Source organism: Rhizobium sp. BK049, from assembly GCF_014193135.1.
Taxonomy (GTDB): domain Bacteria; phylum Pseudomonadota; class Alphaproteobacteria; order Rhizobiales; family Rhizobiaceae; genus Rhizobium.
In genome coordinates this window covers 261,746-287,477 of sequence record NZ_JACHYV010000002.1, presented here as the reverse complement: position 1 = coordinate 287,477, position 25,732 = coordinate 261,746, and the positions used below count along the sequence as shown (strand labels likewise).

25 protein-coding genes are annotated in these 25,732 nt (G+C 61.0%); 15 read left to right on the top strand and 10 right to left on the bottom strand.

The genetic code is table 11. The annotated features are described in order from the left end of the window. Positions 1-10: 10 nt before the first annotated feature. The 4 genes from FHT70_RS03310 to ybgC all read right to left on the bottom strand — a co-directional run bounded on the left by FHT70_RS03310 (position 11) and on the right by ybgC (position 3,168). On the bottom strand, positions 11-1,147 hold the full coding sequence (locus FHT70_RS03310; protein WP_183698876.1) for a cell envelope integrity protein TolA: 1,137 nt from the start codon (positions 1,145-1,147) through the stop codon (positions 11-13). Between the two features lie 8 nt (positions 1,148-1,155). Further along, positions 1,156-1,611 (bottom strand): protein TolR, encoded by a 456-nt coding sequence (gene tolR, locus FHT70_RS03305; RefSeq protein WP_008536277.1) that lies wholly within the window; start codon positions 1,609-1,611, stop codon positions 1,156-1,158. 18 nt (positions 1,612-1,629) lie between these two features. Next, positions 1,630-2,349: a protein TolQ gene (gene tolQ / locus FHT70_RS03300; RefSeq protein ID WP_004671617.1), complete on the bottom strand. Its 720-nt coding sequence runs from the start codon at positions 2,347-2,349 to the stop codon at positions 1,630-1,632. A 363-nt stretch (positions 2,350-2,712) separates the two neighbouring features. Then, a complete protein-coding gene (gene ybgC / locus FHT70_RS03295) occupies positions 2,713-3,168 on the bottom strand; it encodes a tol-pal system-associated acyl-CoA thioesterase (RefSeq protein WP_183698874.1) in 456 nt (151 codons plus the stop codon). Positions 3,169-3,330: 162 nt separating this feature from the next. Between ybgC and FHT70_RS03290 the strand changes: the two genes are divergently transcribed. The 6 genes from FHT70_RS03290 to FHT70_RS03265 all read left to right on the top strand — a co-directional run bounded on the left by FHT70_RS03290 (position 3,331) and on the right by FHT70_RS03265 (position 9,172). After that, entirely contained in the window at positions 3,331-4,551 is a 1,221-nt protein-coding gene (locus tag FHT70_RS03290; RefSeq protein WP_183698872.1) for an NAD-dependent epimerase/dehydratase family protein, read from the top strand. A 385-nt stretch (positions 4,552-4,936) separates the two neighbouring features. Continuing rightward, positions 4,937-5,761 (top strand): glycosyltransferase, encoded by an 825-nt coding sequence (locus FHT70_RS03285; protein WP_183698870.1) that lies wholly within the window; start codon positions 4,937-4,939, stop codon positions 5,759-5,761. Continuing rightward, entirely contained in the window at positions 5,758-6,678 is a 921-nt protein-coding gene (locus FHT70_RS03280; protein WP_183698868.1) for an NAD(P)-dependent oxidoreductase, read from the top strand. Before FHT70_RS03285 ends, FHT70_RS03280 begins: the two co-directional genes overlap by 4 nt. A 131-nt stretch (positions 6,679-6,809) precedes the next feature. Beyond that, positions 6,810-7,397: a 5-formyltetrahydrofolate cyclo-ligase gene (locus FHT70_RS03275; RefSeq protein WP_085779326.1), complete on the top strand. Its 588-nt coding sequence runs from the start codon at positions 6,810-6,812 to the stop codon at positions 7,395-7,397. Positions 7,398-7,400: 3 nt separating this feature from the next. Then, positions 7,401-8,225 (top strand): YmdB family metallophosphoesterase, encoded by an 825-nt coding sequence (locus FHT70_RS03270; RefSeq protein WP_183698866.1) that lies wholly within the window; start codon positions 7,401-7,403, stop codon positions 8,223-8,225. 101 nt (positions 8,226-8,326) lie between these two features. After that, a complete protein-coding gene (locus FHT70_RS03265; protein ID WP_183698864.1) occupies positions 8,327-9,172 on the top strand; it encodes an MBL fold metallo-hydrolase in 846 nt (281 codons plus the stop codon). A 30-nt stretch (positions 9,173-9,202) separates the two neighbouring features. Here the strand turns inward: FHT70_RS03265 and FHT70_RS03260 are convergent, their stop codons facing one another. Continuing rightward, complete coding sequence (locus FHT70_RS03260; protein ID WP_097597327.1) at positions 9,203-9,706, bottom strand: pyridoxamine 5'-phosphate oxidase family protein; 504 nt, start codon at positions 9,704-9,706, stop codon at positions 9,203-9,205. Between the two features lie 141 nt (positions 9,707-9,847). Here FHT70_RS03260 and FHT70_RS03255 point away from each other — a divergent pair, with 141 nt between their 5' ends. Beyond that, positions 9,848-10,594, top strand: a complete 747-nt coding sequence (locus FHT70_RS03255) for a YebC/PmpR family DNA-binding transcriptional regulator (RefSeq protein WP_183698862.1) — start codon at positions 9,848-9,850, stop codon at positions 10,592-10,594. Between the two features lie 68 nt (positions 10,595-10,662). On the opposite strand, the gene FHT70_RS03250 is transcribed toward FHT70_RS03255, so the two are convergent. Together FHT70_RS03250 and FHT70_RS03245 are read right to left on the bottom strand one after the other, a co-directional pair. After that, complete coding sequence (locus FHT70_RS03250; protein ID WP_183698860.1) at positions 10,663-11,664, bottom strand: LLM class flavin-dependent oxidoreductase; 1,002 nt, start codon at positions 11,662-11,664, stop codon at positions 10,663-10,665. A 123-nt stretch (positions 11,665-11,787) separates the two neighbouring features. Further along, positions 11,788-14,103: a methyl-accepting chemotaxis protein gene (locus FHT70_RS03245; protein ID WP_183698858.1), complete on the bottom strand. Its 2,316-nt coding sequence runs from the start codon at positions 14,101-14,103 to the stop codon at positions 11,788-11,790. Positions 14,104-14,331: 228 nt separating this feature from the next. Here FHT70_RS03245 and ruvC point away from each other — a divergent pair, with 228 nt between their 5' ends. The 8 genes from ruvC (at position 14,332) to FHT70_RS03205 (ending at position 19,326) form a co-directional block, all read left to right on the top strand. Beyond that, positions 14,332-14,841 carry a crossover junction endodeoxyribonuclease RuvC gene (gene ruvC / locus FHT70_RS03240; protein WP_097597323.1) on the top strand — a complete coding sequence of 170 codons (510 nt, stop codon included), beginning with the start codon at positions 14,332-14,334 and terminating at the stop codon, positions 14,839-14,841. A gap of 54 nt (positions 14,842-14,895) precedes the next feature. Continuing rightward, a complete protein-coding gene (locus tag FHT70_RS03235; protein WP_097597322.1) occupies positions 14,896-15,159 on the top strand; it encodes an AbrB/MazE/SpoVT family DNA-binding domain-containing protein in 264 nt (87 codons plus the stop codon). Next, positions 15,140-15,556 (top strand): type II toxin-antitoxin system VapC family toxin, encoded by a 417-nt coding sequence (locus FHT70_RS03230; protein WP_183698856.1) that lies wholly within the window; start codon positions 15,140-15,142, stop codon positions 15,554-15,556. The genes FHT70_RS03235 and FHT70_RS03230 overlap by 20 nt, the downstream gene beginning before the upstream one ends. A gap of 13 nt (positions 15,557-15,569) precedes the next feature. Beyond that, complete coding sequence (gene ruvA, locus FHT70_RS03225) at positions 15,570-16,184, top strand: Holliday junction branch migration protein RuvA (protein ID WP_183698854.1); 615 nt, start codon at positions 15,570-15,572, stop codon at positions 16,182-16,184. A gap of 82 nt (positions 16,185-16,266) precedes the next feature. Next, positions 16,267-17,307 (top strand): Holliday junction branch migration DNA helicase RuvB, encoded by a 1,041-nt coding sequence (ruvB, locus tag FHT70_RS03220; protein ID WP_064694410.1) that lies wholly within the window; start codon positions 16,267-16,269, stop codon positions 17,305-17,307. Next, positions 17,308-18,210 (top strand): metallophosphoesterase, encoded by a 903-nt coding sequence (locus FHT70_RS03215; RefSeq protein ID WP_183698852.1) that lies wholly within the window; start codon positions 17,308-17,310, stop codon positions 18,208-18,210. 7 nt (positions 18,211-18,217) lie between these two features. Further along, positions 18,218-18,724, top strand: a complete 507-nt coding sequence (locus tag FHT70_RS03210; RefSeq protein ID WP_183698850.1) for an NUDIX hydrolase — start codon at positions 18,218-18,220, stop codon at positions 18,722-18,724. 38 nt (positions 18,725-18,762) lie between these two features. After that, positions 18,763-19,326 carry a DinB family protein gene (locus tag FHT70_RS03205; protein ID WP_097597317.1) on the top strand — a complete coding sequence of 188 codons (564 nt, stop codon included), beginning with the start codon at positions 18,763-18,765 and terminating at the stop codon, positions 19,324-19,326. Here the strand turns inward: FHT70_RS03205 and FHT70_RS03200 are convergent. The 3 genes from FHT70_RS03200 to FHT70_RS03190 form a co-directional block, all read right to left on the bottom strand. Further along, positions 19,323-20,705, bottom strand: coding sequence for a virulence factor family protein (locus tag FHT70_RS03200; RefSeq protein ID WP_183698848.1), 1,383 nt, complete (start codon positions 20,703-20,705; stop codon positions 19,323-19,325). The two genes, FHT70_RS03205 and FHT70_RS03200, sit on opposite strands and share 4 nt — an antisense overlap. Continuing rightward, the gene (gene mprF / locus FHT70_RS03195; RefSeq protein WP_183698846.1) at positions 20,702-23,305 is read right to left on the bottom strand and encodes a bifunctional lysylphosphatidylglycerol flippase/synthetase MprF; all 2,604 of its coding nucleotides are present in this window, start codon (positions 23,303-23,305) and stop codon (positions 20,702-20,704) included. Before mprF ends, FHT70_RS03200 begins: the two co-directional genes overlap by 4 nt. 221 nt (positions 23,306-23,526) lie before the next feature. Further along, positions 23,527-25,641 (bottom strand): mechanosensitive ion channel family protein, encoded by a 2,115-nt coding sequence (locus FHT70_RS03190; protein ID WP_183698844.1) that lies wholly within the window; start codon positions 25,639-25,641, stop codon positions 23,527-23,529. Positions 25,642-25,732 lie beyond the last annotated feature (91 nt).

The window sequence follows — 25,732 nt, the reverse complement described above, 5'->3', positions numbered from 1 at the left end:
CTTTCAGCATTTAAATTCCCAGATCACTCGGGTCGAAGTTAACGACGACTTCGCTCCAGGCATCGTATTTGTCTTTTGGAAGGGAGGAGAAAGGTGCCGATTTCATGATGGCGCGATAGGCGCCGCCGGCGAGCGCCCGGCGCGTCGACTCGTTATCACCACCGACTGCCTCGACCTCCGGCTCGCCGACAATATTGCCATCCTGGTCGAGGTTCATGTGGACCTTGATGCGAACGTCGCTCATGCCTTCCATGCCGGGAATGACAGTCCAGTTGCCGGCGATGGCGCTCTTCAGGGCGTCCATCTCGCTCATGGACAGCTTGGAACCGCCATTGCTCTTCTTGGCTCCCAGCGATGCCTCCTGCGTCGAGCGCTTGGCGCCGCCGGCGGAAGGGTCGGTTTTGTTCAGCAAGGCGGAAATCTCATCCGCATTGAAATCGCTTTTCATCGACGAAGCCGATTTCGCCGTTTCCTGCTTCTGGTCCGCCTTCTTCTTCTCGGTCGGCTTGTCAGCGGTCTTCGGCTGATCCTGCGCCTTTTCCGGCGGCTTTTCGGCGGGCTTTTGCGGTTCCGGTGGCTTCACCTGAGGTTTCGCGACAGGGGTAGGCACATTATCAGGCAGCGCCTCGGCTTCCGGCTTCGGTGGCACTTCAGGGTTGACCTGTTCTTCGGGCGGCTTTTCCTCGGGCTTCGGCGGCGTCATTTCGGCAGGCTTCGGCGGCGGAATAGAGGCGACCTCCTTCGGCTGCTCGACTTCGGTGTCTTCCTTGACGATTTCTTTGACGTCATTGGGAGTAGGATCGGTCTTCGGCTGTGGCTTCTCGCTCGAATTCGCGGCGGCAGCTTCCGTATTGCTCGGCTTCGCGTTCGGAACCGGCGGAGTCTTCAGGTCGACATTGTTGTCGCCGGCATTTTCGGCCGGCTGCGCGATCGGCGGCCGTGTCGTCGGCACGGGCGCGGACGTCTCCTTCTTCGGAGCTTTCTTGTCGCCCTGCTGCATCTGGGTGATCGATTCCACCGGCACGAGATCGACCGGCATCGCCTCGAAATCCTCAACCTTGAAGGATTCTGGCGCACTGAGCGACACCATCGCCCAGGTGAGCACCAGGCAATGCAGAACAGCAGATGTGACGACGCTAGTCTTCATCTTGAACGCTATTGGTCCTTCTTCTGCTGCGTCACGAGGCCGATATTCTTGAAACCGGCCCCCTGGATGCGAGCCATCACGTCGGCGATGACACCATAAGGCGCCGTCGCGTCGCCGCGCACGAAGATGCGTTCATTGTAGCCGGTGGTAGCGATCGCCTCGAGCTTGGCGGCGATCTCGGCGGCCGGGATCGGAGTTTCCTGCAGGTAGACTTCGCCGGAGTTCTTGACCGAGATCGTGATCGGCTGCGTCTCGGAATTCAGCGCCTTAGCCTGCGTTTCCGGCAGGTCGATCGGCACGCCGACGGTCATCATCGGTGCTGCGACCATGAAGATGATCAAAAGCACGAGCATGACGTCGACAAGCGGCGTCACGTTGATTTCGGAGATCACGGCCTTGTTCCGACCGCCGCGACGGCGGCGTCCGCCGCCTCCGCCGCCATTGCCTCCAACAGCCATACCCATGTGAGAATACTCCGTTGGTTACTGCGCGGCAGCGCGGGGCTGCAGCTTCTCGTCGATCTGGCGCGAAAGGATGGCGGAGAATTCGTCCGCGAAACCCTCCATGCGCGCCGAGAGCTTGCCGGCATCGGCAGAGAACTTGTTGTAGGCGATGACGGCCGGAATAGCGGCGACGAGGCCGATCGCGGTGGCGAGCAATGCTTCAGCGATACCGGGTGCGACCACCGCGAGGTTCGTCGATTTCGAGCCAGCGATCGCCTGGAACGAGGTCATGATGCCGACGACCGTGCCGAAGAGGCCGATGAACGGGCCGGCCGAACCGATGGTGGCGAGTGATCCCAAACGGGCGCCGAGATATTCGGTTTCACGGGCGAGCGTCACGTCCATGGCGCGGTCGATACGCATCTGCAGGCCGATCGGCGAGCGAGCGCCGCGTTCGAAGGATTTCTTCCATTCGCGCATGGCTGCGACGAAGATCGACGCCAGGCCGGTGTTGTTGCGTTCGGACAGCGAACGATAAAGTTCTTCCAGCGACTGGCCCGACCAGAAAACCTGCTCGAACTTGTCGAACTGGCGCCTTGCGCGGCCATAGGCCAGATACTTGTCGATGACGATCGCCCACGTCCAGACCGAGGCCGCGATGAGCCCGAGCATGACGAGCTTGACGACGATGCCGGCCTGCATGAAAAGCGACCAGAGGCTGACGTCCGTCGTGGCTGCTGCCAATCCTACTTGTTCCATTGATCCAAAATCCCCGAATCCAAACGCCCGGCGCTGGACCGGGCGGCACAAAATGATCTCGCAAGAAGTGTCCGGGACCGCCGCCCAAAGCCCTGGTCAAGCTTCCAAGCTCTTCTTCCGCCTTCTTGCCGTCAAATTTGGTCAAAGGAAGGCGTGCACCGCACAAACTCCGACTTTCCCAGTAAGACACTATTATGGTTAATAGATCGTTAGTGCCGGACGATGACAGAAAGCCTGTGTTCGGAAGGTTTTGTTCCATGGATTACTTGACCGGAGCATGGTCCGGCTGCCGAAAGAGCGCTCATCCTGCGGCGCGGGAATTCCTTCACATAAAGTTCAAGTTTTGACAAGGCCGATTCGGAACTACAGCGGCCGGCTGCCTTCCAGGAACTTTGCCGCCAGCGTTTCCGGCAGCCGCCGCGGCCGCCCCCTGGCGTTGATGACGGCGATAATCACCTTGGCTGCAATCAGCAGGGTTTCACCTGACCGGATCTGCTGGTTGAGCACCATCTTGGCGCCTCCGGCCTTTTCAGTATGCGTCAGGATCGTCAGCACGTCATCCATGCGCGCGGGGCTCTTGAAGTCGATCTCCATGCGGTGGACGACGAAGACGAGGCCTTCTTCATCGGCGCTGACGAGCTCGCGCTGCTCGACGCCGAGGCAGCGCAGATAATCGGTGCGGCCGCGCTCGAGGAAATGCAGGTAGCGGGCGTGATAGACGAGGCCGGAGAAATCCGTATCTTCATAATAGACCCGCTGAACGAGGCGATGTCCGGCCTCCGTCAGCTCTCCCGAGATGGAAAAAGGGCGTTCGGTCATAATTTTCTCCAAAGTGAGGTGCCCTCTTTGGCGCAACGCTAGGCGGCAGGCAAGCGTTGAATGCCGGACCGTCCGGCATTCAATGCGCCGCCGGCAGGCATTGAATGATTGTCATAATTCCTAACTATTCCCGATAATAGCGACCGATCAGGAGATGATGCGATGAAGATTGCGGTTATGGGCGGAGACGGTTTCATTGGTTGGCCCACCTCGCTCCACCTTTCCGATGCCGGTCATGACATCCATATCCTCGACAATCTCTCGCGCCGCTGGATAGACACCGAACTCGGCGTGCAGTCGCTCACCCCGATGGATTCGATCCAGGAGCGCACGCGCATCTGGCACGCAGAAACCGGACGCCGTATCCACTTTAATCTGATCGATCTCGCTAGGGATTACGAACTTCTGAAGAAATGGCTTTCGGAACACCGGCCGGACGCGATCATCCATTTCGCCGAACAGCGGGCCGCGCCCTATTCGATGAAGAGCGACCGCCACAAGAACTACACGGTGAACAACAATGTCAGTGCCACGCACAACCTCCTGAACGCGCTGACCGATCTCAATCTCGACGCCCACCTCATCCATCTCGGCACCATGGGCGTCTATGGCTATTCGACAGTCGGTGCAGCCATCCCCGAAGGCTATCTGCCGGTCGGCGTTGAAACCGTGGACGGCGAAACGGTCAGCCAGGAGATTCTCTACCCCTCCAATCCGGGCTCGATCTACCACATGACCAAGTGCCTGGATCAGCTTCTCTTCCAGTTCTACGCTAAGAACGACGGCTTGCGGATCACCGACCTGCACCAAGGCATCGTCTGGGGCACGCATACCGAGCAGACGCGCCGCCACGCGCAGCTGATCAACCGTTTCGATTACGACGGCGATTACGGCACGGTGCTGAACCGTTTCCTCATTCAGGCAGCGATCGGTTATCCGCTGACGGTGCATGGCACCGGTGGCCAAACCCGCGCCTTCATCCACATCCAGGATTCAGTGCGCTGTATCGAGCTGGCGCTGAAGAACCCGCCCGCCCGCGGCGCCCGCGTCGAGATCTTCAATCAAATGACGGAAACCCACCGGGTGCGCGACCTGGCCGAGATAATCGCCAGAATGAGCGGCGCCAAGATTGCCTGGCTGCCTAACCCGCGCAAGGAGGCTGCCGAAAACGAGCTGATCGTCCGGAACGAAAAGTTCCTCGACCTTGGCCTTGAACCGACCACGCTGGAAGCCGGGCTGCTGGGCGAAATCGTCGACGTGGCGAAGAAATTCGCCTATCGCGTCGACCGCTCTCGCGTGCCGGCCGTCTCCGCCTGGACTAAAGACATTGCCGCGACCATCGATCACGATCCGGAAGGCAAGCGGCTGAAGTCTGTGTCATGAGCGCTGAGATGACGAACGCCAGAGGATTATCGGCCGACCCGAAAACTCCCCCACATCACGTCAGTTCAACCAAGGGCCGGCATCTCATTTGGACTCGCCAAAGAGGAAAGGTCGCGGCTTGCTCCCTCATCTCCCCAGCGGGGGTCCAAAGGACGGGTCAAGACCCGCGGCTCGGCCCCGGGCGGTGGCCCGCAGGGTCTGATGAGGGGGCCCCACGGCACGCCATACATTGCCTTTTGCTCGCGCTCAGAGCATTCGCTCCTGTCGTCGCTCACCCCCTCAACCGCCTGCCGGCACCTTCTCCCCGCTGGGGAGAAGAGACGCGTAGCAATGCCTTGCCGTCTCTCTTTCGCCGAAGCGAGATTTATCGGGGCAGTCAAATCCGATGAGCCCCTCGCCCGTCTTCGCCTACGTCACCCTCGTCACCAATGCTGACTACGCTATGGGCGCCACCGCCCTGGCGAAGTCGCTTCGCCGAACCGGTACCAATGCCGATATCGTCGTCCTGCACACCGGCGGCGTCGATGTGGCCGCCCTCGCTCCGCTGAACGCGCTCGGTTGCCAGCTCGTTGAGGTCGAGCACTTGCCGCTTTCCGATGCCTTCAACGAGCGCCACGCCCGCGGCCATCTCCATTCTGCAGCCCCCTTCACTAAAGGCCGCAAGCCGGAGTTCCATTCGCCGCTCGACAATTTCTGCAAGCTCAGGCTCTGGCAGCTGGTGAAGTATGAGCGCTGCGTCTTCGTCGATGCCGACGCCCTGGTGCTGAAGAACGTCGACAGGCTCTTCCTCTATCCGGAATTTTCTGCCGCTCCCAACGTCTATGAAAGTCTCGCCGACTTTCGCCGCTTGAATTCCGGCGTCTTCGTCGCCACGCCGTCGCATGACACATTCGGAAAAATGCTCGAAAGGCTCGACAGGCCCGAGGCTTTCTGGCGACGCACCGACCAGACCTTTCTGCAGACGTTCTTCCCGGAATGGCACGGCCTACCGGTCTATTTCAACATGCTGCAATATGTATGGTTCACTATGCCGGAGCTTTGGGACTGGAAGAGTATTTCGATCGTGCACTATCAGTATGAAAAACCGTGGGAAAAGGATCATCCAAAGGCAAAACAACTACAACCATTGATCGACCTGTGGCACAATATACACGATCATGGCGACTTGCCTCAGATCACGGCGCTGGGAAATCCGGAAGGGACGGCATGAAAGTATTGGTATCCGGGGGAACGGGTCTCGTCGGCCGGTACGTCGTCGAGGAGCTGTTGGCCGCCGGCTATCAGGTGATTGTCGGCGGGCGCCGGGCGCCGCTGCCGCGTTTCTTCTCTCGCCCGGTCGAGTTCGCAGCACTCTCCCTCGATCCCGATAAGGATCAGATCGACGTCTTCGACGACGCTTACTTCTTCGTGCACGCCGCCTTCAGCCATGTTCCCGGCAAATATCGCGGCGGCGAGGGCGAGGATCCCGAGAGCTTCCACAGATTGAACCTCGACGGCACCGTCCGGCTCTTCGAAGCGGCCAAACGCGCCGGCACGCGCCGTTGCGTCTTCCTGTCCAGCCGCGCTGCCTATGGCGACCAACCGCCGGGAACCGAGCTTGTCGAAACGATGCTTCCAAAACCGGAGACGCTCTACGGCCAGGTGAAACTCGACGCCGAAGGCGCGCTCAGCCATCTCTCGACGCCGGGTTTTGCCGGCGTAAGCCTGAGGGCAACTGGTGTCTATGGCGATCTCCCACCGAACAAATGGGATGGCCTCGTCGCCGATTATCTCGCCGGCCGGCCAGTCGCTGCTCGCGCCGGGACGGAGGTTCATGGTCGCGACCTCGGCCGCGCGGTGCGGCTGATGCTGGAGACGGAAAGCACCCGCATCTCGGGCGAAGTCTTCAACATATCCGACATAACAGTCGACACGCACGACATTCTCGCGGCTATCCGCCGTGAAACGAGCTGTCCCCACGCTTTGCCGCCCCCCGCCGACAAGGCTGCCCTCAATCCGATGAACACGGCGAAAATCCGTGCGCTCGGCTGGCTGCCAGGTGGAGCTCCTCTGTTCGAGGAAACGATGCGGTGGCTGGCGGCCGCCTTGCCGGTGTCGCCGCGGCACGAATCTGCGCAGTATCGATAGTCATCCTCGTCTGACGATCGGTAACCGCAGGGTGATACGACGTGAAACGTGTGCAGCCCTGTCGCAGCCGGCATTTGCATCGGGTCTCCAGCCGGCTATGCTCGGTTAGACCTCTCAATCCGGCAGATCGAATGACCGCAAAAGAACTGAAAGCGCAGCTGCGCAACGAACGGCTGGCCGCCCGCGACGCCATCGCTCCTGAAGAGCGCATCTCCAAAAGCCTTGCAATGGCCGATCACGCCGGCGAGGCGGTCGCCTTCGAGCCGGGCACCATCATCTCCGGCTTCCTGCCGATCCGGTCGGAGGCCGATCTCAGGCCGCTGATGTCGCGCTTTGCAGCACGCGGCGCGCGGCTCTGCGTGCCGGCGATCCTCGACAAGCAGACCATCGTCTTTCGCGAATTGGCGGAAGGCGCACCGCTTGTCGCTACCGGTTTCGGCACGGTCGGCCCAACCGAGCATGCCGCCGTCCTCGATCCCGAGATCATGCTGGTGCCGCTTTCGGCTTTCGATGTCAGAGGCCACCGCATCGGCTACGGCGCCGGCCACTACGACCGCGCCATCAGCCGGCTCAGAGAGAAAGGCCTGCACCCCAAGCTGATCGGCATTGCATTCGACTGCCAGGAAGTGGCACATGTGCCCGACGAGCCGCATGACATAAGCCTGGATGCCATCCTGACAGAAAGCGGCCTTCGCTTTTTTGCTTCTTGGATTGGATAGGGAATGCGGCTGCTTTTTTTGGGTGACATGGTCGGCAAGACGGGACGCACGGCGGTCTGGGACCGCCTCCCCGGCCTGATCTCCGACCTCAGGCTCGATTTTGTCGTCGTCAACGGCGAGAATGCCGCCGGCGGTTTCGGCATCACCGAGGACATCTTTCTCGAAACGATCAATGCCGGTGCCGATGTGGTGACGACCGGCAATCACGTCTGGGACCAGAAGGAAGCCGTTGCCTTTGCCGGGCGGCACGATCAATTCCTGCGGCCGGCCAATTATCCGCAAGGCACGCCAGGGCGCGGCTCTGGCCTTTTCTATGCCAGGAACGGTGCGCGGGTGCTCGTTGCCAATGTCATGGGCCGCGTCTTCATGCATCCGGAACTCGACGACCCCTTCAAATCGGCGGAAGCGATCCTCGATGCCTGCCCGCTGAAAGAGCAGGCCGATGCAATCGTCTTCGATTTCCATGCCGAAGCGACCAGCGAGAAGCAATGCTTTGGCCATTTCGTCGACGGCCGCGCCAGTTTCGTCGTCGGCACCCACACCCATGTGCCGACCGCCGATGCGCAGATCCTGAACGGCGGCACCGCCTATATGTCGGATGCCGGCATGTGCGGCGACTACGACTCCTCCCTCGGCATGGACAAGGAGGAGCCACTCAACCGCTTCATCTCCAAGATGCCGAAGGGCCGCATGGAAGCGGCAAGCGGCCCGGCGACGATCTGCGGCGTCGGCGTCGAGATTTCCGATGCCAGCGGACTGGCCGAAAAGATCGCGCCGCTTCGGCTCGGGCCGCGTTTGGCCGAAACGGTGCCGGAGTTCTGGCGGTAATCCAGCCGCTCCAACACGCAATTGTGAGCATCGCGGCTCTGGACCGCTGCGACCTCATGACGCATCCTCCGCCGCTCAATGAAAGCGCCGGAGGAGGTGGCATGAGGCCGCATTATCTTATCCTCGCTATCACATGCCTGACGGCCTTCGCCGCATCAGATCCCGCCGAGGCACAGGAGCAGCGCCGGCGAGCCAGCCAATGCCACGTGATCGCCGAGAATATGCCCAGGGCGACCTTCGCCAGTTTCTCCATCGCCCCGGCGCCGATGCCGGCTGTATCCGAAGGCGAGAATGTTAGATTCACCTATCTCGGCCATTCCACCTTCGAAATCGAGACACCCGGCGGCATCATTATCGCGACGGATTATAATGGCTGGTACAAGCCGGCGACGACCCCCGATGTCGTCACGATGAACAAGGCTCATACGACCCACTTCACCCTGACGCCTGAGCCCGACATCAAGCATGTGCTCCACGGCTGGAGCGACGTGCCGGGCGAGAAGGCCAGCATCAATCTCGTCGTCGGCGATGCCTATATCCGCAACGTCACGACCGATATCCGCTTCAGCTACGGCATCGGCGGGTCGCAGGAGGATGGAAACTCGATTTTCATCTTCGAGATTGCCGGTCTCTGCATCGGCCATCTCGGCCATCTGCACTACGAGCTGACGGATAGCCATTATACCGAAATCGGCCGCCTTGACGTCGTCATGGTGCCCGTCGACGGCGGCCTGACCATGGGTGCCGACAGCATGAGCCGCGTCATCAAGCGGCTACGCTCGTCGCTGATCCTGCCGATGCACCGCCGTGGCCCGCCGGTCAATGCCTTCGTCTCCATGTTCGGAAAGGACTTCGATATCACTTATGCGCCTGATGACAGCCTCACCGTTTCCATGCGCACGCTTCCCAGGAAGCCGCTGATCTATGTGATGAAGGGCGTGCAGTAATAGCCCGGCGGGCCCTCCAAACCTCGCTGATCAAGCAAATTGTAGGTGGCGTTTGACGCCGACCTCGGGCATTTTGTCGTCGTCGAGATTGGCCTTGGCGATCTCCCAACCGAATTTTAGCGTGCTGCCTGTCGAAACCCAGATCTCGGCATCATCGACATGCAGGGAAAGCATGGTGAGTTTCGGGTCTTTCTTGCCGCCGTCATACCAGGCCGCCACCATCGAACTCCAATATTCCTCGATCTTGGACGGGTCGGGGCGTACCTCGATGACGCCGGAAAGGCAGGCGTGATAATCGTGATCCTTGCCGATGACGCAGAAATGCGCGCGGCTGCCGGGCTTGATGGCCCGCACGATGTCGGCGTCGGTCTTGGTGTAAAACCAGATCGTGTTGGTGGTGGGATCGGCATGCGGCGCCATCGGCTGCATGTGCATATCAAGCCCGGAAATTCCGAGCATGCCGGCATGAACACCGTTGACCTGATCCCAAAGCTGACGTGCTGGTTGTTCCCGCGCCTCGCTGAGACTTGCCATGACCGTTCCTTTCCGTTGGGTGGAGTTCGGTTGAAACGTCATCCTTTCGCCTTTGTTCCGAACTGCTTTCCCCTTGAACGGCTGCCGTTTCGCTCTTATAAGGCGGCCCATTCCGAACAATGAGACGTGAACAGGGGTGCCATGGCTGGCCATTCACAGTTTAAAAACATCATGCACCGCAAAGGCCGTCAGGATGCCGTGCGGTCGAAAATGTTCTCCAAGCTTGCGCGCGAAATCACCGTTGCCGCCAAGGCCGGCCTGCCCGACCCGACGATGAACGCCCGTCTTCGCCTGGCAATCCAGAACGCCAAGGCCCAGTCCATGCCGAAGGACAACATCGACCGCGCCATCAAGAAGGCAGCTGGCGCCGACAGCGAAAACTATGATGAAGTCCGCTACGAGGGTTATGGTCCGGGCGGCACGGCTATCATTGTCGAAGCCCTGACCGACAACCGCAACCGCACCGCCTCCAACGTCCGCTCGATCTTCACGAAGGCAGGCGGCGCCCTCGGAGAAACCGGTTCCGTTTCCTTCTCCTTCGATCATGTCGGCGAAATCACCTACAAACTTTCCGCAGGCGACGCCGACAAGGTAATGGAAGCCGCGATCGAAGCCGGCGCTGATGACGTCGAGACCGACGAAGAGGGCCATTACATCACCTGCGCTTTCGAAGCCCTTGGCGAAGTGTCGAAAGCCCTGGAGGCAAGCCTCGGCGAAGCCGAAACCGTCAACGCTGTCTGGCGCGCCCAGAACAACGTGCCAGTGGACGAGGAAAGAGCACAGTCGCTGATGAAGCTCATCGACTCGCTCGAAGACGACGACGACGTGCAGAACGTCTATTCCAACTTCGAGGTCTCGGAAGAGGTTCTGGCGAAGCTTTCAGCTTGAGCCGCTGAACAATCGGAACCCGGCCTTGGCGCCGGGTTTTTCCATTTCTGGCGACTGCTCGGAAAATCTTAAGCGGCCGCCCGCATGAAGTTCCCAAGGCCTGCGAATAATTCCACCGACTTCAGCCGCGCCTGGATATCATGGATCGGCATCGAGATGATCACCTCGTCGGCCTTCGTTTCCTTGAGAAACTCCGCCAGTTTCGCCTCAGCCGTCGCCGGCGAGCCCACCACGGCATAACGCAGCGTGTGTTCGACGTTCATCTTCTCCATCGGCGACCAGAAGCTCTCCATATCGGTGACAGGGCGCGGGAACGGGCCGCGGACATTGCGGCGTAGGTTGACGAACTGCTGCTGGGCGGAAGTGAAATGGTAGCGCGCCTCCTCGTCCGTCGCCGCCATCGCGCCCATGACGCCGACCATTACATAGGGCTTGTCGAGCGCCGCCGAGGCCTGGAAGCGGTCGCGATAGATTGCGATGGCGTCGAGCAGCATATCAGGGGCAAAATGCGAGGCGAAGGCATAGGGAAGCCCGAGCATCGCAGCAAGCTGGGCGCTGTAGAGGCTGGAGCCGAGCAGCCAGATCGGGATATGCGAACCATTGCCGGGCACCGCAAGGATCGCCTGGTTCTCGAGCGGAGTGCCGAGAAGCTGCTGCAATTCCACCACGTCATTCGGGAAGCTGTTCGCGCCGGCCTCGAGGTTGCGCCGCAACGCCTGTGCCGTGCGCATGTCCGTTCCCGGCGCCCGTCCCAGGCCGAGATCGATGCGGCCGGGAAAGAGCGCCTCCAGCGTGCCGAACTGCTCGGCGATGACGAGCGGCGAATGATTGGGCAGCATGATGCCGCCGGAGCCGATGCGGATGCGTTTTGTCGCAGCCCCGACATGGCCGATGACAATGGCGGTCGCAGCACTGGCGATGCCCGGCATGCCATGATGCTCGGCTAACCAGAAGCGCTTGTAACCGAACTCTTCAGCCTTCTGAGCCATCCGCGCGGAGCTTTCGAGCGACTGGCGCACGGTGCTGCCTTCGGCAATGGGAGAAAGGTCGAGTATGGAGAAGGGAACCATGGAAACCTGCCGGGCAGTTGAAGGATCCCGTCTATGTAGGTTGGCGCCCGCCCCATTCCAAACCATGCACGCAAACAAAGGGCCGCGCGAAGGCGGCTCTGGTCGAATATTGCAAGCGATGCCTCACCGGTGACGGCGCAACACATGCACCTCGGCGCTCGGTCTGTGGTGCCCCTGCGGCAGCGTGAAATTGCCGAGTTGGCGGTCCATTTCCAGAGCTTCCGTCGCCAGGCGGTGGATCGCCGCCGTTGTCTCCTCGACCATTGAGGCGTTCTGCTGCGTCATCGCGTCGAGTTCGGCCACTGCATTGTTGATCTCGCGCAGCGTATTGGCTTCGTCGCGGGTCGCACCCATGATCTCGTTGATCTGGCCGTTGATCGCCTCTACATGGGCGCCGATGCCCGTAAGGGCAACGCCGGCCTTCTCGACCAGCGCGACACCGCTTTCGACCTCATGCGTGGACTTCTGCAGCAGGCTGGAGATCTCCTTTGCCGCACTCGATGAGCGCTGGGCGAGCTCCCGGACTTCCATGGCGACGACGGCAAAGCCCTTGCCCGATTCCCCCGCGCGGGCCGCCTCAACGCCAGCGTTCAGCGCCAGAAGATTGGTCTGGAAGGCGATGTCGTCGATAACCGATATGATGGTGTTGATCTGGCGCGATGAAGTCTGGATGGCCTCCATCGCCGCAATCGTCTCACGCATGATCTGGCTGGAGCCGGTCGTCTCCGTCTTGGCGTCTCGGGCGATACGCTCAGCCTGCTCTGCCCGCTCGATCTGACGGCGAACGGACTGGGTAATGGCGCTGATCGCATTCGCCGTCTCGGTGATCGACCCGGCCTGACGTTCGGTGCGCCCGGCAAGCTCGTCGGCGCCGGTGCGCATCTCCTCGGAGCCGGCACGCACCGCCATCGAGTTGCCGCCGATCGCCGTCATAGTTTCGCTGAGCGTTGCAAGCGCCTCGTTGAAATTGACGCGCAGGCTTTCGAGCTCGTTCGGGAAGCGGGTGTCGATCTGGTAGGCGAGATCGCCGCTTGCCAGATGATGCAGACCCTCATCGAGCGCTTCCACCACCTGCTGCAGCGACTTCGCCTCGGCCTCCCGTTCTGCGAGATTCTGCTGGCGCTCCTGCTCGGCCTGCAGGCGTGTCTCTTCGCTCGCCGCTTCGAGTTCGCGGCCTTCGATCAGCGACTGCCGGAAGCGGGCAAGCGCTTTCGCCATCGTGCCGATCTCGTCCTTGCGGTTCAGGCTGCCGATCTCGCTGTCGAGCTTGCCGTCGGCGACGTCGCGAGTCACACCGGCGAGCCGCGCCAGCGGCGAAAACAGGAAATTCGTGACGAGTCCGGTTGCGACCGCCATGACGACGAGCACACCCAAGCCAATCATCGTCAGCAAAGTGGCGATTTCGATCGAGCCGGCATTGAGCTCGCTGAGCAGCACGCTCTCGACCACGAGAAAGCGGTCGCCACGATAGTCGATGCCGCGGACATAGGCACGGGCCGCGCCATCCGCCCTGTCGAAATCGGCCACGGTCATCGCGGAGCTGGCAAGCGCGTCCTTGATGAAGGTGAAGGGGGTGGCATCGAGCGTCGCAAGCTTGCCGCCGGCATCGAGGGCGATAGCGGAGCCATCGCTGGCGACGATCGCAGCCCGCGAGGTGCTGCCCTGGACGATGCCCTTGGCAAGGATGCTCGAGATGATGTCGTCGCGCACTTTGAACAGGATAATGCCCTTGGCCGCTCCGAGCTTGACGATCGGCACGGCATAGAAGATCGCGGGCTTGCCGCTTGCCGCATCGACACGGAGGCCGGAGAAGCCCGTCGGTGCGGCGTCATCCGTCGCCTTGGCGGCATTCTCGATCGCCTTGGCGAAAGCGACGCCGGCGCCGGTTGTCTTCCAGGCGTCCGACTTCAGATTCTCCGCGAAGTCGTCGTCCTTCTTGTAGGAATAGAGTACGCTACCGTCGAGATCGGCGATCAGCAGATCGCTGAAAGCGGTGTTTTCGAGGTCACGGGCAACTTCGCCCTGCGTCTGCTCATGGTTTGAATAATAGAACCCGCTCGGCCCTTCCGGCTTCATCAGCTTCTCGCGCTGGTCTGCCGGGTTGGGATTGCCCGTGATAAAAACCTTCTTCAGCTCGGCGCGGGCATCCCCCGAAGTCTTCTGGATTGTCTTCCAGCCGCTCTTCAAGCTGGTGATCGACATCTGCAGCGCCTCGATGCGCGCGATGGAATTGGCTTGGTTCTCGAGCTGCACCAGTTGGTCCTGCAGCATGTCGCCACGGAAGATCAGCACGCTCTCCTTGGCCTTCAGCGCCTGCTCGTCGGAGATGCGGCTGCTGGCGAAATAGGCGAGCACATCGATGACCGCGATCGACAGCACGGTCATCAGGATGAATGTGGCAATGACCTTGAAGGACAGGGATTGAAATCTCTGAGCCATATACGACGAACCCTCTGAACGGCGCCTGCCAGCCTGGGCGCGCGGCCGGCTGACCTCAACAGAATATCGGGGGCTTATTCTTGCGGAACGAAGCCCCACCCACATTCGACGAACAAGAATTCAGGCATCTCTTTTAATTCGCGGTAAATGGCGCATCCGAAAACAACGATGTTTTTGTTTTGTTCACATATCGATGGCACTTATTTTGCAATCGCTATAGGTTGAACCATGCAAAATACGATTCGCATCATCGGTATCGATCCCGGTCTCCGCCGCACTGGCTGGGGAATCATCGACACATTAGGCAATTCCCTGAAATTCGTGGCCTCAGGGACGGTGACCTCAGATGGCGAGATGGATCTCGCCTCCCGCCTCTGCCAGTTGCATGATGGGTTGGCCGACATCGTCCATAGCTACCAGCCAGATGAAGCCGCCGTCGAACAAACCTTCGTCAACAAGGACGCGGTGGCGACCCTGAAGCTCGGCCAGGCCCGCGGCATCGCCATGCTAGTGCCGGCGCGCGCTGGATTGCCGGTTTCCGAATATGCCCCGAACGCGGTGAAGAAGGCGGTCATCGGTGTCGGTCACGGCGAAAAGCAGCAGATTCACATGATGTTGAAGATCCTGATGCCGAAGGTCGAATTCAAAGGTAATGACGCCGCCGACGCCTTGGCGATCGCAATTTGTCATGCTCACAATCGCGGCGGCCACCGGATGCGTCAAGCGCTGGCCGGATAATTCGTTCTTGACCTGTTCTTTTCCCATGATAAGTAATACCGCGGAGGTATTACCATGCGCGTGACCGAAAAAGGCCAGGTGACCATTCCCAAGGACATCAGGGATCGCTTGAAGATCGGCCCGGGATCCGAGGTTGATTTCATTGCTGATGAAAAGGGCGCCCGCCTAGTCGTTCTGTCCAGCCGCACGGAATCATCGCAGGACGATTTTGAATCCTGGCTCGGCAGCATGAGCGGCACTTTCGACACCAACGGCATGACGACCGATGAGTTCATGGAATGGCTGAGGGGACCACGCGATGATCTCAGTCCTGGTTGATACGAACATCTTCATCGATATCTTCGGCCCGGACAATCCTTTCAGTCAATGGTCCGCACGTGCCTTGAGCGCATTGCGCCCGGATTCACAATTCATCATGACACCCGTCGTCTGGGCGGAGCTGGCAAGCATGACCCCGCGCGAGGAAACGCTTGCGTTTCTGCTGTCACGGTTAAACCTGATCCGCGAGGCCCTGCCGTTTTCCGCCGCTTATCGGGCCGGCATGGCGCACGCACAGTACCGGAGGAGCGGCGGCCTGCGCGAGCGCACCCTGCCGGATTTTTTCATCGGTGCGCACGCCGTCGTTCGATCGCATCGTCTTCTGACACGCGATGGCGCGCGCTACCGCTCCTATTTCCCGGAGTTGGACATCATTTCTCCCGAAACGCACCCTTGAGAGACCGCGACCCATGATCGGCAAGCTGAAAGGCACTATAGACGAGATCGGCGAAGACTACGTGCTCGTCGATGTGCACGGCGTCTGCTACGTCGCCTATTGCTCGGCCCGAACGCTGTCGAAGCTCGGCTCGGCCGGTGAGGCCTGCATACTGTTCATAGAGACTTATGTTCGCGAGGATCAGCTGAAGCTCTTCGGCTTCATGACCGCACTGGAGCGGGAATGGTTCAACCTGCTGCAGAGCGTCCAGGGCGTCGGCGCCAAGGTGGCGCTCGCCGTGCTCTCGACGCTGACGCCGGGCGAACTCGCCAATGCGATCGCCCTGCAGGACCGCGCGGCAGTGTCGCGCGCACCGGGCGTCGGTCCGAAAGTGGCGATGCGCCTCGTCACCGAACTGAAGAATCGCGCGCCCGCCTATGCCGGGGAAGCGATCAATATCGCCCTCAAGCAGGAACTCGGCGAAGGTGTCGCCGCCGCACCGGTTGCCGATGCGGTTTCCGCGCTAACCAACCTCGGCTACAGCAGAGATCAGGCTGCGAATGCCGTCGCCTCGGCATTGAAAACGGCTGGCGAAGGCGCAGACAGCGCCAAGCTGATCAGGCTCGGATTGAAAGAACTGGCACGGTGACGACCGGAAAACCTAGGAATGGATGTCGAGGCAGCCGACTTTTGGTGTATTGCTGTAACAGGTTTCAAAACGGAATGAGAGCATGAGCGAACCCGCCCGCCTGATATCGCCGGAAAAGCGGGGTGAAGACCTTGATGTCACCCTACGCCCGCAATCGCTGGACGAGTTCACCGGCCAGGCTGAGGCGCGCGCCAATCTCAAGATCTTCATCGAGGCGGCGAAGAACCGCGGCGAGGCGCTGGACCATGTGCTGTTCGTCGGCCCGCCGGGCCTCGGCAAGACGACGCTGGCGCAGATCATGGCCAAGGAGCTCGGTGTCAACTTCCGATCGACATCCGGTCCCGTCATTGCCAAGGCCGGCGACCTCGCCGCCCTGCTTACCAACCTCGAGGAGCGCGACGTACTCTTCATCGACGAGATCCATCGCCTCAACCCCGCGGTCGAAGAAATCCTCTATCCCGCTATGGAGGATTTCCAACTCGACCTGATCATCGGTGAAGGCCCTGCCGCTCGCTCGGTGAAGATCGACCTCTCGAAATTCACGCTTGTCGCCGCCACTACCCGCCTCGGCCTGCTGACGACACCGCTGCGCGATCGTTTCGGCATCCCGGTGCGGCTCAGCTTCTATACCGTCGAGGAACTGGAGCTGATCGTGCGCCGCGGCGCGCGGCTGATGAACCTGCCGATGACCGAAGAAGGCGCCCGCGAGATCGCCCGGCGCGCCCGCGGTACGCCGCGGATTGCCGGCCGGCTGCTGCGGCGCGTGCGTGATTTCGCCGAAGTGGCAAGGGCCGAGGCCGTCACCCGCGAGATCGCCGACGAAGCGCTGACCCGCCTGCTGGTCGACAATGTCGGTTTCGACCAGCTCGACAAACGTTACCTCAACATGATCGCCGTCAATTTCGGCGGCGGACCGGTCGGTATCGAAACCATCGCCGCCGGCCTTTCGGAACCGCGCGACGCGATCGAGGACATTATCGAGCCCTACATGATCCAGCAGGGTTTCATTCAGCGTACGCCGCGCGGCCGCGTTCTGACCGCAATCGCGTGGAAACATCTGGGAATGCAACCGCCCAAGGAGATGGAGGCTGCGCAGTTCCGGCTGTTCCAGGAGGACGACTGAGTGATCACCCGCCGCGGATTTTTCAAGGTTCTTGGCGGGGGTGTCGCAGGCGTCATGGCGCTCGGCGGTTATGCCTTCGCCTATGAACCGCTGGCGCGGCTCGGCATCGCCCGCTACCGACTGACGCCGCCGGGATGGACATCGGGGCTGAAGCTTCGCGTTGTCGCACTCGCCGATATCCATGCCTGCGAACCCTGGATGTCGGCAAACCGCATTACCTCGATCTGCCACCGGGCCAATGAACTCGAAGGCGACGTGACCGTCCTGCTCGGCGATTACGCCTCGGGCATGAACATGGTGACGCAGTACGTGCATTCGAGCCAATGGTCCAAGGCGCTGGCCGCACTCCAGGCACCACTCGGCGTCCACGCAATCATGGGCAATCACGACTGGTGGGAAGACAGGACCGCCCAGAAGAACGGCGGGATGGAAACCTTCGGGCACCGGGCTCTTGCCGATGTCGGCATCCCTGTCTACAGCAACCGCGCCGTCCGGCTCGAAAAGGATGGCCGCGGCTTCTGGCTCGCAGGGCTCGAAGATCAGCTAGCGCTGCTCCCGGGCAGGAAATGGGGTCGCACGCGCATGACCGGCCTCGACGATCTCGACGGAACGATGGCTCAGGTCACTGATGACGCGCCCGTCATCCTACTTGCCCATGAGCCCGATATATTTCCCCGTGCGCCCGAGCGCGTCTCGGTGACGCTCTCGGGCCACACCCATGGCGGACAGATCCGCTTCTTCGGTCGTTCACCGATTGTCCCGTCGCGCTACGGCGATCGCTACGCCTATGGCCATATCGTCGAGGAGGGGCGTAATATCATCGTTTCCGGTGGGCTCGGCTGCTCCATTGCTCCTGTCCGCTTCGGCGTACCACCGGAAATCGTCGTAATCGATCTCGGATAAGAACGACATGAGCAAGCGCACTCCCATCCGCCTGACTCAGGGTGCTGCGCGTTTCAACTACCGCATTGCCGGCCTCGGCTTTCGCGATGGGCACGTGCTTGTTCATCGCGCCGTGCACGAGCCCTTCTGGACCTTTCCGGGCGGTCGGGCGGAAATCGGCGAGACGTCGGAGGAAACGCTGAACCGCGAGATGATGGAGGAGCTTGGCCTCACGGTCCCCGTCTTGCGCCTGCTCTGGATCGTCGAGAACTTTTTCCACTACGAACAACGCGACTGGCATGAACTCGGCTTCTATTATCTGATGGAAATCCCGGCGGAATTTCCCTTTCAGCCGCATGAGATCATTCATCGCGTCGAAGATGGCGACAACCATCTCCAATTCAAATGGGTGCCGGCAACGCGCGCGGCCCTGACCGCGCTCGACATCCCGCCCTATTTCATCGCTGATGAAATCGAGAACCTGCCCGGAGCACCACGTCATCTCGTCTGGCGCGACGGCAATCTCGATGACTGACGCAAACATTCCGGAGTGCTGAAAGAGGAAAGCCGCCGATGTCGACCTTCGATCCCGCCAGGGCGTTTCGCAAGCTTGCCTATAACAACGCCCTTGCCAACCACCGGCTGCTTCACGCCTGCGCGGCGTTGAAAGCGGGCGAATTCGAAGCGCCGCGCACGAGCTTCTTTCCGTCGATCAAGGAGACCCTGAATCATATCATCACCGTCGACTGGTTCTATGTCGACGGCATGGAAGGTGGCACGCTCGGCTTCCAGGCTTTCGAGGTGGACGAACCCTTCGACGATGTCGAGTCACTGACCCAAGCGCAGGCAAAGGTCGATCAGCGCCTGATCGACCTTTGCGAAGTCCTGACGCCGGAAAGGCTGATCTCGATCGTCAGTCTCCATCGCGGCGATCGTATTCAGCAGGAGCGGATGGACGACGTGCTTGCCCACCTTTTTCAGCATCAGACCCATCATCGCGGCCAGGTCCATGCAATGCTTGCCGGCACCAGCGTTGCCCCGCCGCAGCTCGACGAATTCATCGTCGCCGATGATGCGCGGTTTCGCGGCAGGGAACTCGCCGAACTCGGCTGGAGTGAAGAACGGCTGATGCGTTAATCCTGCAGCCGTCTCTTCAGCCCATCGATGATTGACTTGGTGAGAAGATCGTAGTTCTCATCAAAATGATGGTCGCCGGGCAGTTCGACCACTTCGGCGCCGCTATTTTTGAGTGCCGGACATGCGACATCATCGTCATCTTCCTTGCCGTAGATGCACTGCACCAACTTTGGATCGACGTTCTTCAGGTCGCTGACCGGATCTCCCCCTGCCCCTTCGGTCTTCTGGCCGAGCCAGCCGAGAACGGAGATGACGTAATCAACTTGGTGCGAGAGCGACAGCAGCGACAACTGCACCACCGAGGACTTCTCGGCCGGTTTGAGCAGCTGATAGGTAGCGGGCACGACATCGGCGCCGAATGAGTAGCCGACGAGCAGAACATGCTTCACCTTCCACTGCTTACGATAGAAATCGATGATCTTCGAAAGATCGTTGGCTGTCTCCTCGGGCTTGCGCTCCGACCAGAAATAATGAAGTGAATCAACGCCGACCACGGGAATGCCTTCTTTTTGCAGCGTGCCGCCGACCTCCTTGTCGATGTCGCGCCAACCGCCGTCGCCGGAATAGATCACGGCCATCGTATCAAAGGCAGGCCTTGCTTCCAGCACCGCCAGCGGCAGGCCGAGCGGATTGCCGAAGGCGCCGGAGGCAGTGACGAGGTCATCGAGCGTGTCGCCGAATACCGTCTGTGCATCGTCTGTGGAATCGCGGATCTCGATCTCGGAATGGGCTTTCTGTAGCGCCTCGGCATGCGCCCGGCCGTCCTTGTCAGCTTTAGGCGTGAAAACTGATATGATCGGATCCGGCAGGGCGCCGTCGCTGAGGCCATAGACCGTGCGTTGGCCGATCACCTTCTTGGAAGCCGGCGTGCAAAGCTCCTTGGTTAGCGGAATGCCGGCCAGCGGATCGACCGCAAGCGTCTGACCGATCGTCGCATCCGGCGTCTGAGCCGCGATCGCCAAGGCCAAGGCGCCGCCCTCGCCGATGCCGGCGACGATCGGCAGGTGATAGGCATTGTTGCCGGTCGCGCGCTGAACCTGCTGGCTCAGCGATTCGATATCCGAGACCATGTAGATGCAGCCGTCGTTGAGGCTGACGTCGTAGCGGCTGAGCGCCTGCATATAAGAGGGAAAGTCGACGCCGATGACGACAGCGCCTTCGGCGACCAGCCTGTCGGCCTCGGCCTTCTCATAATCGCCCCAGCCGGCGGCATCCGAGATCAGCATCACGGTGCCCTTCACCTCCCCTTCCGGCAGGAAGATGTGCGGCGATGGGATGAGCCCACTTTCGAAGCTCTGCGTGGTTTCCTCGGCGGCATCAGCCGGCGCGGCCGCGAGCATGCAGACGCATGCCGTGGCAAGAAGGATTGTCCTGATCATTTTCTCACTACCCCTTTCAATCCGCCCCCGATCAGAAATGTCGCGTCCATCAACGCGATCATCGGATTGCCTCCTCCGGAAACCGCAAGATAGCGCGGTTGCCAGTGCGGATGAAACTTGGATTTGAATGCCCGAAGGCCTTTGAAGTTATAGAAGCGCTCGCCGTGCTCGAAGATGGTGCTACCGATACGGTCCCAGACGGGCGCTGCTTCGCGTTTCGACATGCCGGAGAGAGGCGCCATGCCGAGATTGAAGTGGGTGAAACCCTGGTTACGCAGATATTCCATGATCTGCACGAAGAGAAAGTCCATTGAGCCCTTCGGCGCGTCCGGCGAGAAGCGCATGAGATCGATCGTGCTCTCCTCGCGTGATTCGGTGACGAGGATATTGGCGAAGGCGACGATCTTGCCGTCCTTCTTCAGGATGCCGACTGGTTGCGAGGAAACGTAATCGGGATCGAAGGAACCGAGCGAGAAGCCTTTTTCCTTGGCATTGTGATGTTCGAGCCAGGCCGTGGAAACGGCGGCGAGATCATCGATGATATCAGGCACGTCCTCGGGCTCTACCACCGCGAATTCCAGCCCGTCGCGCTGGGCTCGGCTCGCCGTCTGGCGAAGGTTCGCCCATTTGCCGCCCTTCATTTCGAAGGTCCGGAGGTCAACCACCGCCAGTTCGCCGAGCTTGAAGGCGCGGAGGCCGGCATCGGCGCAATGGGAAAGCAGCGCCGGCGAAATCTGGTAGAAGACGGCGCGGCAGCCGGCAGCGCGCGCCGCTTCGACGAACCGCCAGACAAGTTCCTGCACGGCGCGATGATCGCCAATCGGGTCGAACAGTGCGATCCATGAGCGGCCCTGCCGGCCGTACATGATGAAAGCGTCGCCCTTTTCCGAAAACATGATGCTCTTGTCGCCCATGCGCACCAGATTGGCATCGGCATTGCCCTGCTTCCTGACAATGTCGACGGCACGCGTCAGCGCCTCCTCTGTCGCCGGCTCGGGCCGGAAAGCAGCCGGTCGGAGCAGGCTGAAAATGGCGATCGCCGAGGAGATGATGGTGATGCCGAGCAAGGCGCGCAGTCCTCGCGGCGCCTCGGCGGTGAATTCGAACTGCCACCAGAGTTCGTTGCTGTATTCGACATCGCGATAGACGAAGAGCAGGATGACGACGGCGCCAACGACGATCACGGCGATCGCCATCAGCCAGGATGCCGTCATCGCCTGGTTGAGCAGCGATGCATGCCGGGTGAAGAGCCGCCGGCTAACGAAGAGCCCGAAGATGAGAAAGGCGAGAAAGGCTGCTTCGACGAGGGCAATCGCCTTCAGAAGCGACAAGGTCAATGCGGCAACGGCCGAAAACACGGCCACCCACCATGCGCCGTCGAGCCTCTGACCGAGGCCGCGCGCCGCGACCACCAGCGCGAGCCCGAGCAGGCTGGAGAGGAAGTGCGCCCCTTCTACCATCGGCAGCGGCAGATAGTTGGAGAGGAATTCCAGGTTCTGGTCCGGCGTCGGCGTAACGCTCGAAAACACCAGCATGACGCCGAGCAGCAGCGCCAAGGTCGACAACAGCTGCGGCATCAGCCGTCCGCCGATACGGCGGACGCTGGAGGCGGCGGGGTGGTCGACGAAACGGCGCAACTCCGCCGCCGAAACCGCGAGCACGGCGATCAACAGCGGCAAGACATGGTAGATCAGCCGGTAGAGCACCAGCGATCCCAGCACCGCGTCGATATTCACCGCGCTGCCGAGCGAAGCGATGATCACGGTCTCGAACACGCCGAGCCCGGCCGGAACGTGGCTGAGCACGCCGAGACCGACGGCGATCGCATAGACGGCGAGGAAGACCGGCCATCCAATCGCCGTCTGCGGCAAGAGCACGTAGAGCACCGACGCGGAGGCGGCAATATCGAAGGCGGTGACCAGAAATTGGCGCGACCAGGTGCGCGAGTCCGGCAGGCGGATTGCCACGGCGCCGAAATCGAGCACGCGGCCTTCGCGACCAATGATCATCACAGCCCCGAGAATGGCGATGATCGAGCCGGCAATCAGCCGCAGAAGAAATGGACTGACACCGACCAGCGGGCCGATCTCGCTTGCGATGATGATGAGGGCGATTGACGCGACAGCCGCCAGCCCGAGGCCGAAGGAGAGCGTGACGAAGGCGATGATGCGGCCGATATCTTCCGGCGAGAGCCCGAGGCGCGTATAGGCGCGATAGCGGATCGCCCCGCCAGACAGTGCGCCGAAGCCGGCGGTGTTGCCGACCGCATAGGCGCTGAATGCCGTCAGCGCCACATGCGGAAAGGGCAGCTTCTTGCCGATATATTCGATCGCATTGAGATCATAGAAGACCAGCGAAAGGAAACTCAGCGCCGTGAAGAACAGAGCAAGCAGGATCGCGCTCGGCCTCGTCGCAGCCAGCGCTGCGACGACATCGTCATAGCGCACCTCGTTGGTGAGCTGCATGATCGCGTAACCGACGAGACAGAAGACGATAAGCGTCGCGGCCGCAGTGAGCGGCGTCCTGTAACGTCTGAAAAGCGTGCCAAAAGAAAAACCGTCCGTCGCCTCGATCTCTTCCAAATTGCCGTGACCCGACATCTCTTACCTGCGCAGTTTCCAATTCGGCGGGAATCATTTTTCGAAGACGTAACATGACGGGCATAGAAGCTCTATGAAGCCATGCCGACGCTACCCAACCCCGCCGCCTGCGCCTCAATCATCTTCAATTGGGGCGAATTTGCGCAGGAATACCTGATGGCACATTGCATTTTCGTAAGCTTGAATGCCTTGCGGCGGTAATGAGGTTCAGGTGGCGGCATTCATGCAGCCGATTCGCCGTTGGCTCGCATATGAGAAGCGTAACGCGCGACGGCAGCCTCCAAATCGGCCTCGCGATCGCCGGCCACCTGCACCGTCGGCACGGCGAACTCGATGCCGTTTTCCTTGAAGGCGTTGCGGATCATCGCCAGTGCGTTGCGTCGGATGACGAATTGCTCGCCGGGCTTCGTCATCATCGACAGGCGGATCTCGATCGCGAATTCTCCGAATTGCTCGACGCCCTTCATCTTCAGTGTCTCAATGATGTGCGGGCCGAATTCCGGGTTTTCGAGCAGTGTCTGGCCGATCTGCTTGATCACCTTCTTCGCCTTAACGAGATCGGTGTCGTATTTGACGTTTAGGCTGATCTTGTCGATCGTCCAGTCGCGATTCAAGTTCTTCACCGCGCCGAGTTCGCCGAACGGCACTGTTGTCAGCGGCCCGCGATGATGTCTGAGCTTCACCGATCGCAGGCTGAAGGCTTCGACGACGCCCTTGTGGCTGCCGCTTTCGATATATTCGCCGACGCGGAAAGCATCGTCCCAGAGATAGAACATGCCGCTGATGACGTCTTTGACGATCGTCTGGGCGCCGAAACCGACGGCAACGCCGACGACCCCGGCTCCGGCAATCAGCGGCCCGATCTCGATGCCGAGGCCGGAGAGCACCATCAGAACCGCGATGACGGCGATAACTACGGCAAGGATATTGCGGAAGATCGGCAGTAGCGTCTGGATCCGCGCGTGTTTCGCCTTTTCCTCGTCCGTCGCGGTACCATCCAGGGGTGAATCGAGCAGCCTGCCGTCAATATAGGCTTTGACGACGTGCCAGAGCAGATCAGCCGCAAGCAGGATGACAATGCCACCGATGACGCCGCGAGCGATCTTGTCGACCATCTTGTCGCCGGCAGCCATCGTGTCAGCGCCGACACCAAGCAATCGACCGAGCCAGATTGCCGCGATTGCGATGATCAGCGCACGCACGCCACGGTCGAGCAACACGGTGGCGATGCGGCGCGTGGCAAGGAAACTCGCCTCGGTCTGCCGCAGCGATTTCACTGCGATCGTCGCGACGGCGAGCACCCGCGGCAGCATCAGCACATAGATGCCGAGCCAGAGCAGCCAGTTGAAGCCGGTGACCCAGAGGCCCCAGAGCAGCAGGAAATAAACGGTGAGCGTCCAGGAAATCTCGTGACCGCGCTTCTCGTCCTTGTGAGGCCGCGACCAGACCGCCTCGATAGCGATCAGCAGCAGTCCAATGCCGAGAATGTACCCCACAAACAGCCGGGCGCTCGGGGAAAAGCCGAGCGGCTCCATCGACTGAATGGCCGCCCAGCCAAAGATAAAATAGATGACGAAGGTTGCAGAGCGGCGATACCAGAAGAGTGCGACGGCACGTCCCGGCATGGCCGGCGCGGGGACGCCCTGCCGTTCTTCCTCGGCTCGCGCCAGTCCGATGAGATCGACCAGCACGCCGCCGAGACAGATCGTGAAACGCTGGACGATCAGCGCTACGACGCAGACAATGGCGATGCTCTGGCTGAGCGGCGGCCAGTAGAGGCTGAGCAGCGTCAACACGGTCGCCGCCGCGAAGATCAGTGCCGGGATGACGCGTGGCGCCAGATGCATGCCTGCCATCTGAGCCAGACGGCGACGGCGGCGGCGGAAGGCATAGCGGGCAATGCTTTCAATGATCGCGCCCAGCAGAAAAATCGCCAGGAACTGGGCCATCATGCGAACCCGGCCAGTGGCGGCGATTTCGCCGAAAAGCAGCGAGGATGCATTGCTAATCTGCAAGGGCAGCGTCATCGCGGCATCGGAAATCATCGAGACATGACGACGGGCATGCTGCAGCAGACCCGACAGGACAGACATCTGGTTTTCCGCCGCTGTACCGCCCGCAGGCGTCGCCGCCATCTGGGTCGACATCCATTGCTTAACCTCGGGCGTCTGCATGAGCTGCATCATCTCACGCACCTGGGCCGGCGGGTTGGCCGCGGCTGGCGCTTGCGCCGGCTGGGCCTGGGCAAAGCTGGGCGAAGCCACGGAGAAAAGCGCAATGAATGCCAATATGCCCGATATGGCGGCCGTCAAGCCGCCTGCCCTGTCACGCTTCACGACCGCCCTCCAACGAAGTGTCGGCGCCTGCACGAAACGAGGCCGACATCTTGCAATGGATACTCGCGACTGCTGCCGCCAGCAAGCGGTA

Excerpts from the sequence above, each read along its gene's own strand:
- FHT70_RS03260 (WP_097597327.1), bottom strand. The coding sequence starts at position 9,706 with ATGGCAAGTCTCAGCGAGGCGCGGGAACAACCAGCACGTCAGCTTTGG.
- ybgC (WP_183698874.1), bottom strand. The coding sequence starts at position 3,168 with ATGACCGAACGCCCTTTTTCCATCTCGGGAGAGCTGACGGAGGCCGGA.
- FHT70_RS03210 (WP_183698850.1), top strand. The coding sequence starts at position 18,218 with ATGAGCAAGCGCACTCCCATCCGCCTGACTCAGGGTGCTGCGCGTTTC.
- ruvB (WP_064694410.1), top strand. The coding sequence starts at position 16,267 with ATGAGCGAACCCGCCCGCCTGATATCGCCGGAAAAGCGGGGTGAAGAC.
- FHT70_RS03230 (WP_183698856.1), top strand. The coding sequence starts at position 15,140 with ATGATCTCAGTCCTGGTTGATACGAACATCTTCATCGATATCTTCGGC.
- FHT70_RS03205 (WP_097597317.1), top strand. The coding sequence starts at position 18,763 with ATGTCGACCTTCGATCCCGCCAGGGCGTTTCGCAAGCTTGCCTATAAC.
- tolR (WP_008536277.1), bottom strand. The coding sequence starts at position 1,611 with ATGGGTATGGCTGTTGGAGGCAATGGCGGCGGAGGCGGCGGACGCCGC.
- FHT70_RS03265 (WP_183698864.1), top strand. The coding sequence starts at position 8,327 with ATGAGGCCGCATTATCTTATCCTCGCTATCACATGCCTGACGGCCTTC.
- FHT70_RS03250 (WP_183698860.1), bottom strand. The coding sequence starts at position 11,664 with ATGGTTCCCTTCTCCATACTCGACCTTTCTCCCATTGCCGAAGGCAGC.
- FHT70_RS03290 (WP_183698872.1), top strand. The coding sequence starts at position 3,331 with ATGAAGATTGCGGTTATGGGCGGAGACGGTTTCATTGGTTGGCCCACC.
- ruvC (WP_097597323.1), top strand. The coding sequence starts at position 14,332 with ATGCAAAATACGATTCGCATCATCGGTATCGATCCCGGTCTCCGCCGC.
- FHT70_RS03235 (WP_097597322.1), top strand. The coding sequence starts at position 14,896 with ATGCGCGTGACCGAAAAAGGCCAGGTGACCATTCCCAAGGACATCAGG.
- FHT70_RS03270 (WP_183698866.1), top strand. The coding sequence starts at position 7,401 with ATGCGGCTGCTTTTTTTGGGTGACATGGTCGGCAAGACGGGACGCACG.
- FHT70_RS03310 (WP_183698876.1), bottom strand. The coding sequence starts at position 1,147 with ATGAAGACTAGCGTCGTCACATCTGCTGTTCTGCATTGCCTGGTGCTC.
- mprF (WP_183698846.1), bottom strand. The coding sequence starts at position 23,305 with ATGTCGGGTCACGGCAATTTGGAAGAGATCGAGGCGACGGACGGTTTT.
- FHT70_RS03255 (WP_183698862.1), top strand. The coding sequence starts at position 9,848 with ATGGCTGGCCATTCACAGTTTAAAAACATCATGCACCGCAAAGGCCGT.
- FHT70_RS03245 (WP_183698858.1), bottom strand. The coding sequence starts at position 14,103 with ATGGCTCAGAGATTTCAATCCCTGTCCTTCAAGGTCATTGCCACATTC.
- FHT70_RS03280 (WP_183698868.1), top strand. The coding sequence starts at position 5,758 with ATGAAAGTATTGGTATCCGGGGGAACGGGTCTCGTCGGCCGGTACGTC.
- tolQ (WP_004671617.1), bottom strand. The coding sequence starts at position 2,349 with ATGGAACAAGTAGGATTGGCAGCAGCCACGACGGACGTCAGCCTCTGG.
- FHT70_RS03200 (WP_183698848.1), bottom strand. The coding sequence starts at position 20,705 with ATGATCAGGACAATCCTTCTTGCCACGGCATGCGTCTGCATGCTCGCG.
- FHT70_RS03285 (WP_183698870.1), top strand. The coding sequence starts at position 4,937 with ATGAGCCCCTCGCCCGTCTTCGCCTACGTCACCCTCGTCACCAATGCT.
- ruvA (WP_183698854.1), top strand. The coding sequence starts at position 15,570 with ATGATCGGCAAGCTGAAAGGCACTATAGACGAGATCGGCGAAGACTAC.
- FHT70_RS03275 (WP_085779326.1), top strand. The coding sequence starts at position 6,810 with ATGACCGCAAAAGAACTGAAAGCGCAGCTGCGCAACGAACGGCTGGCC.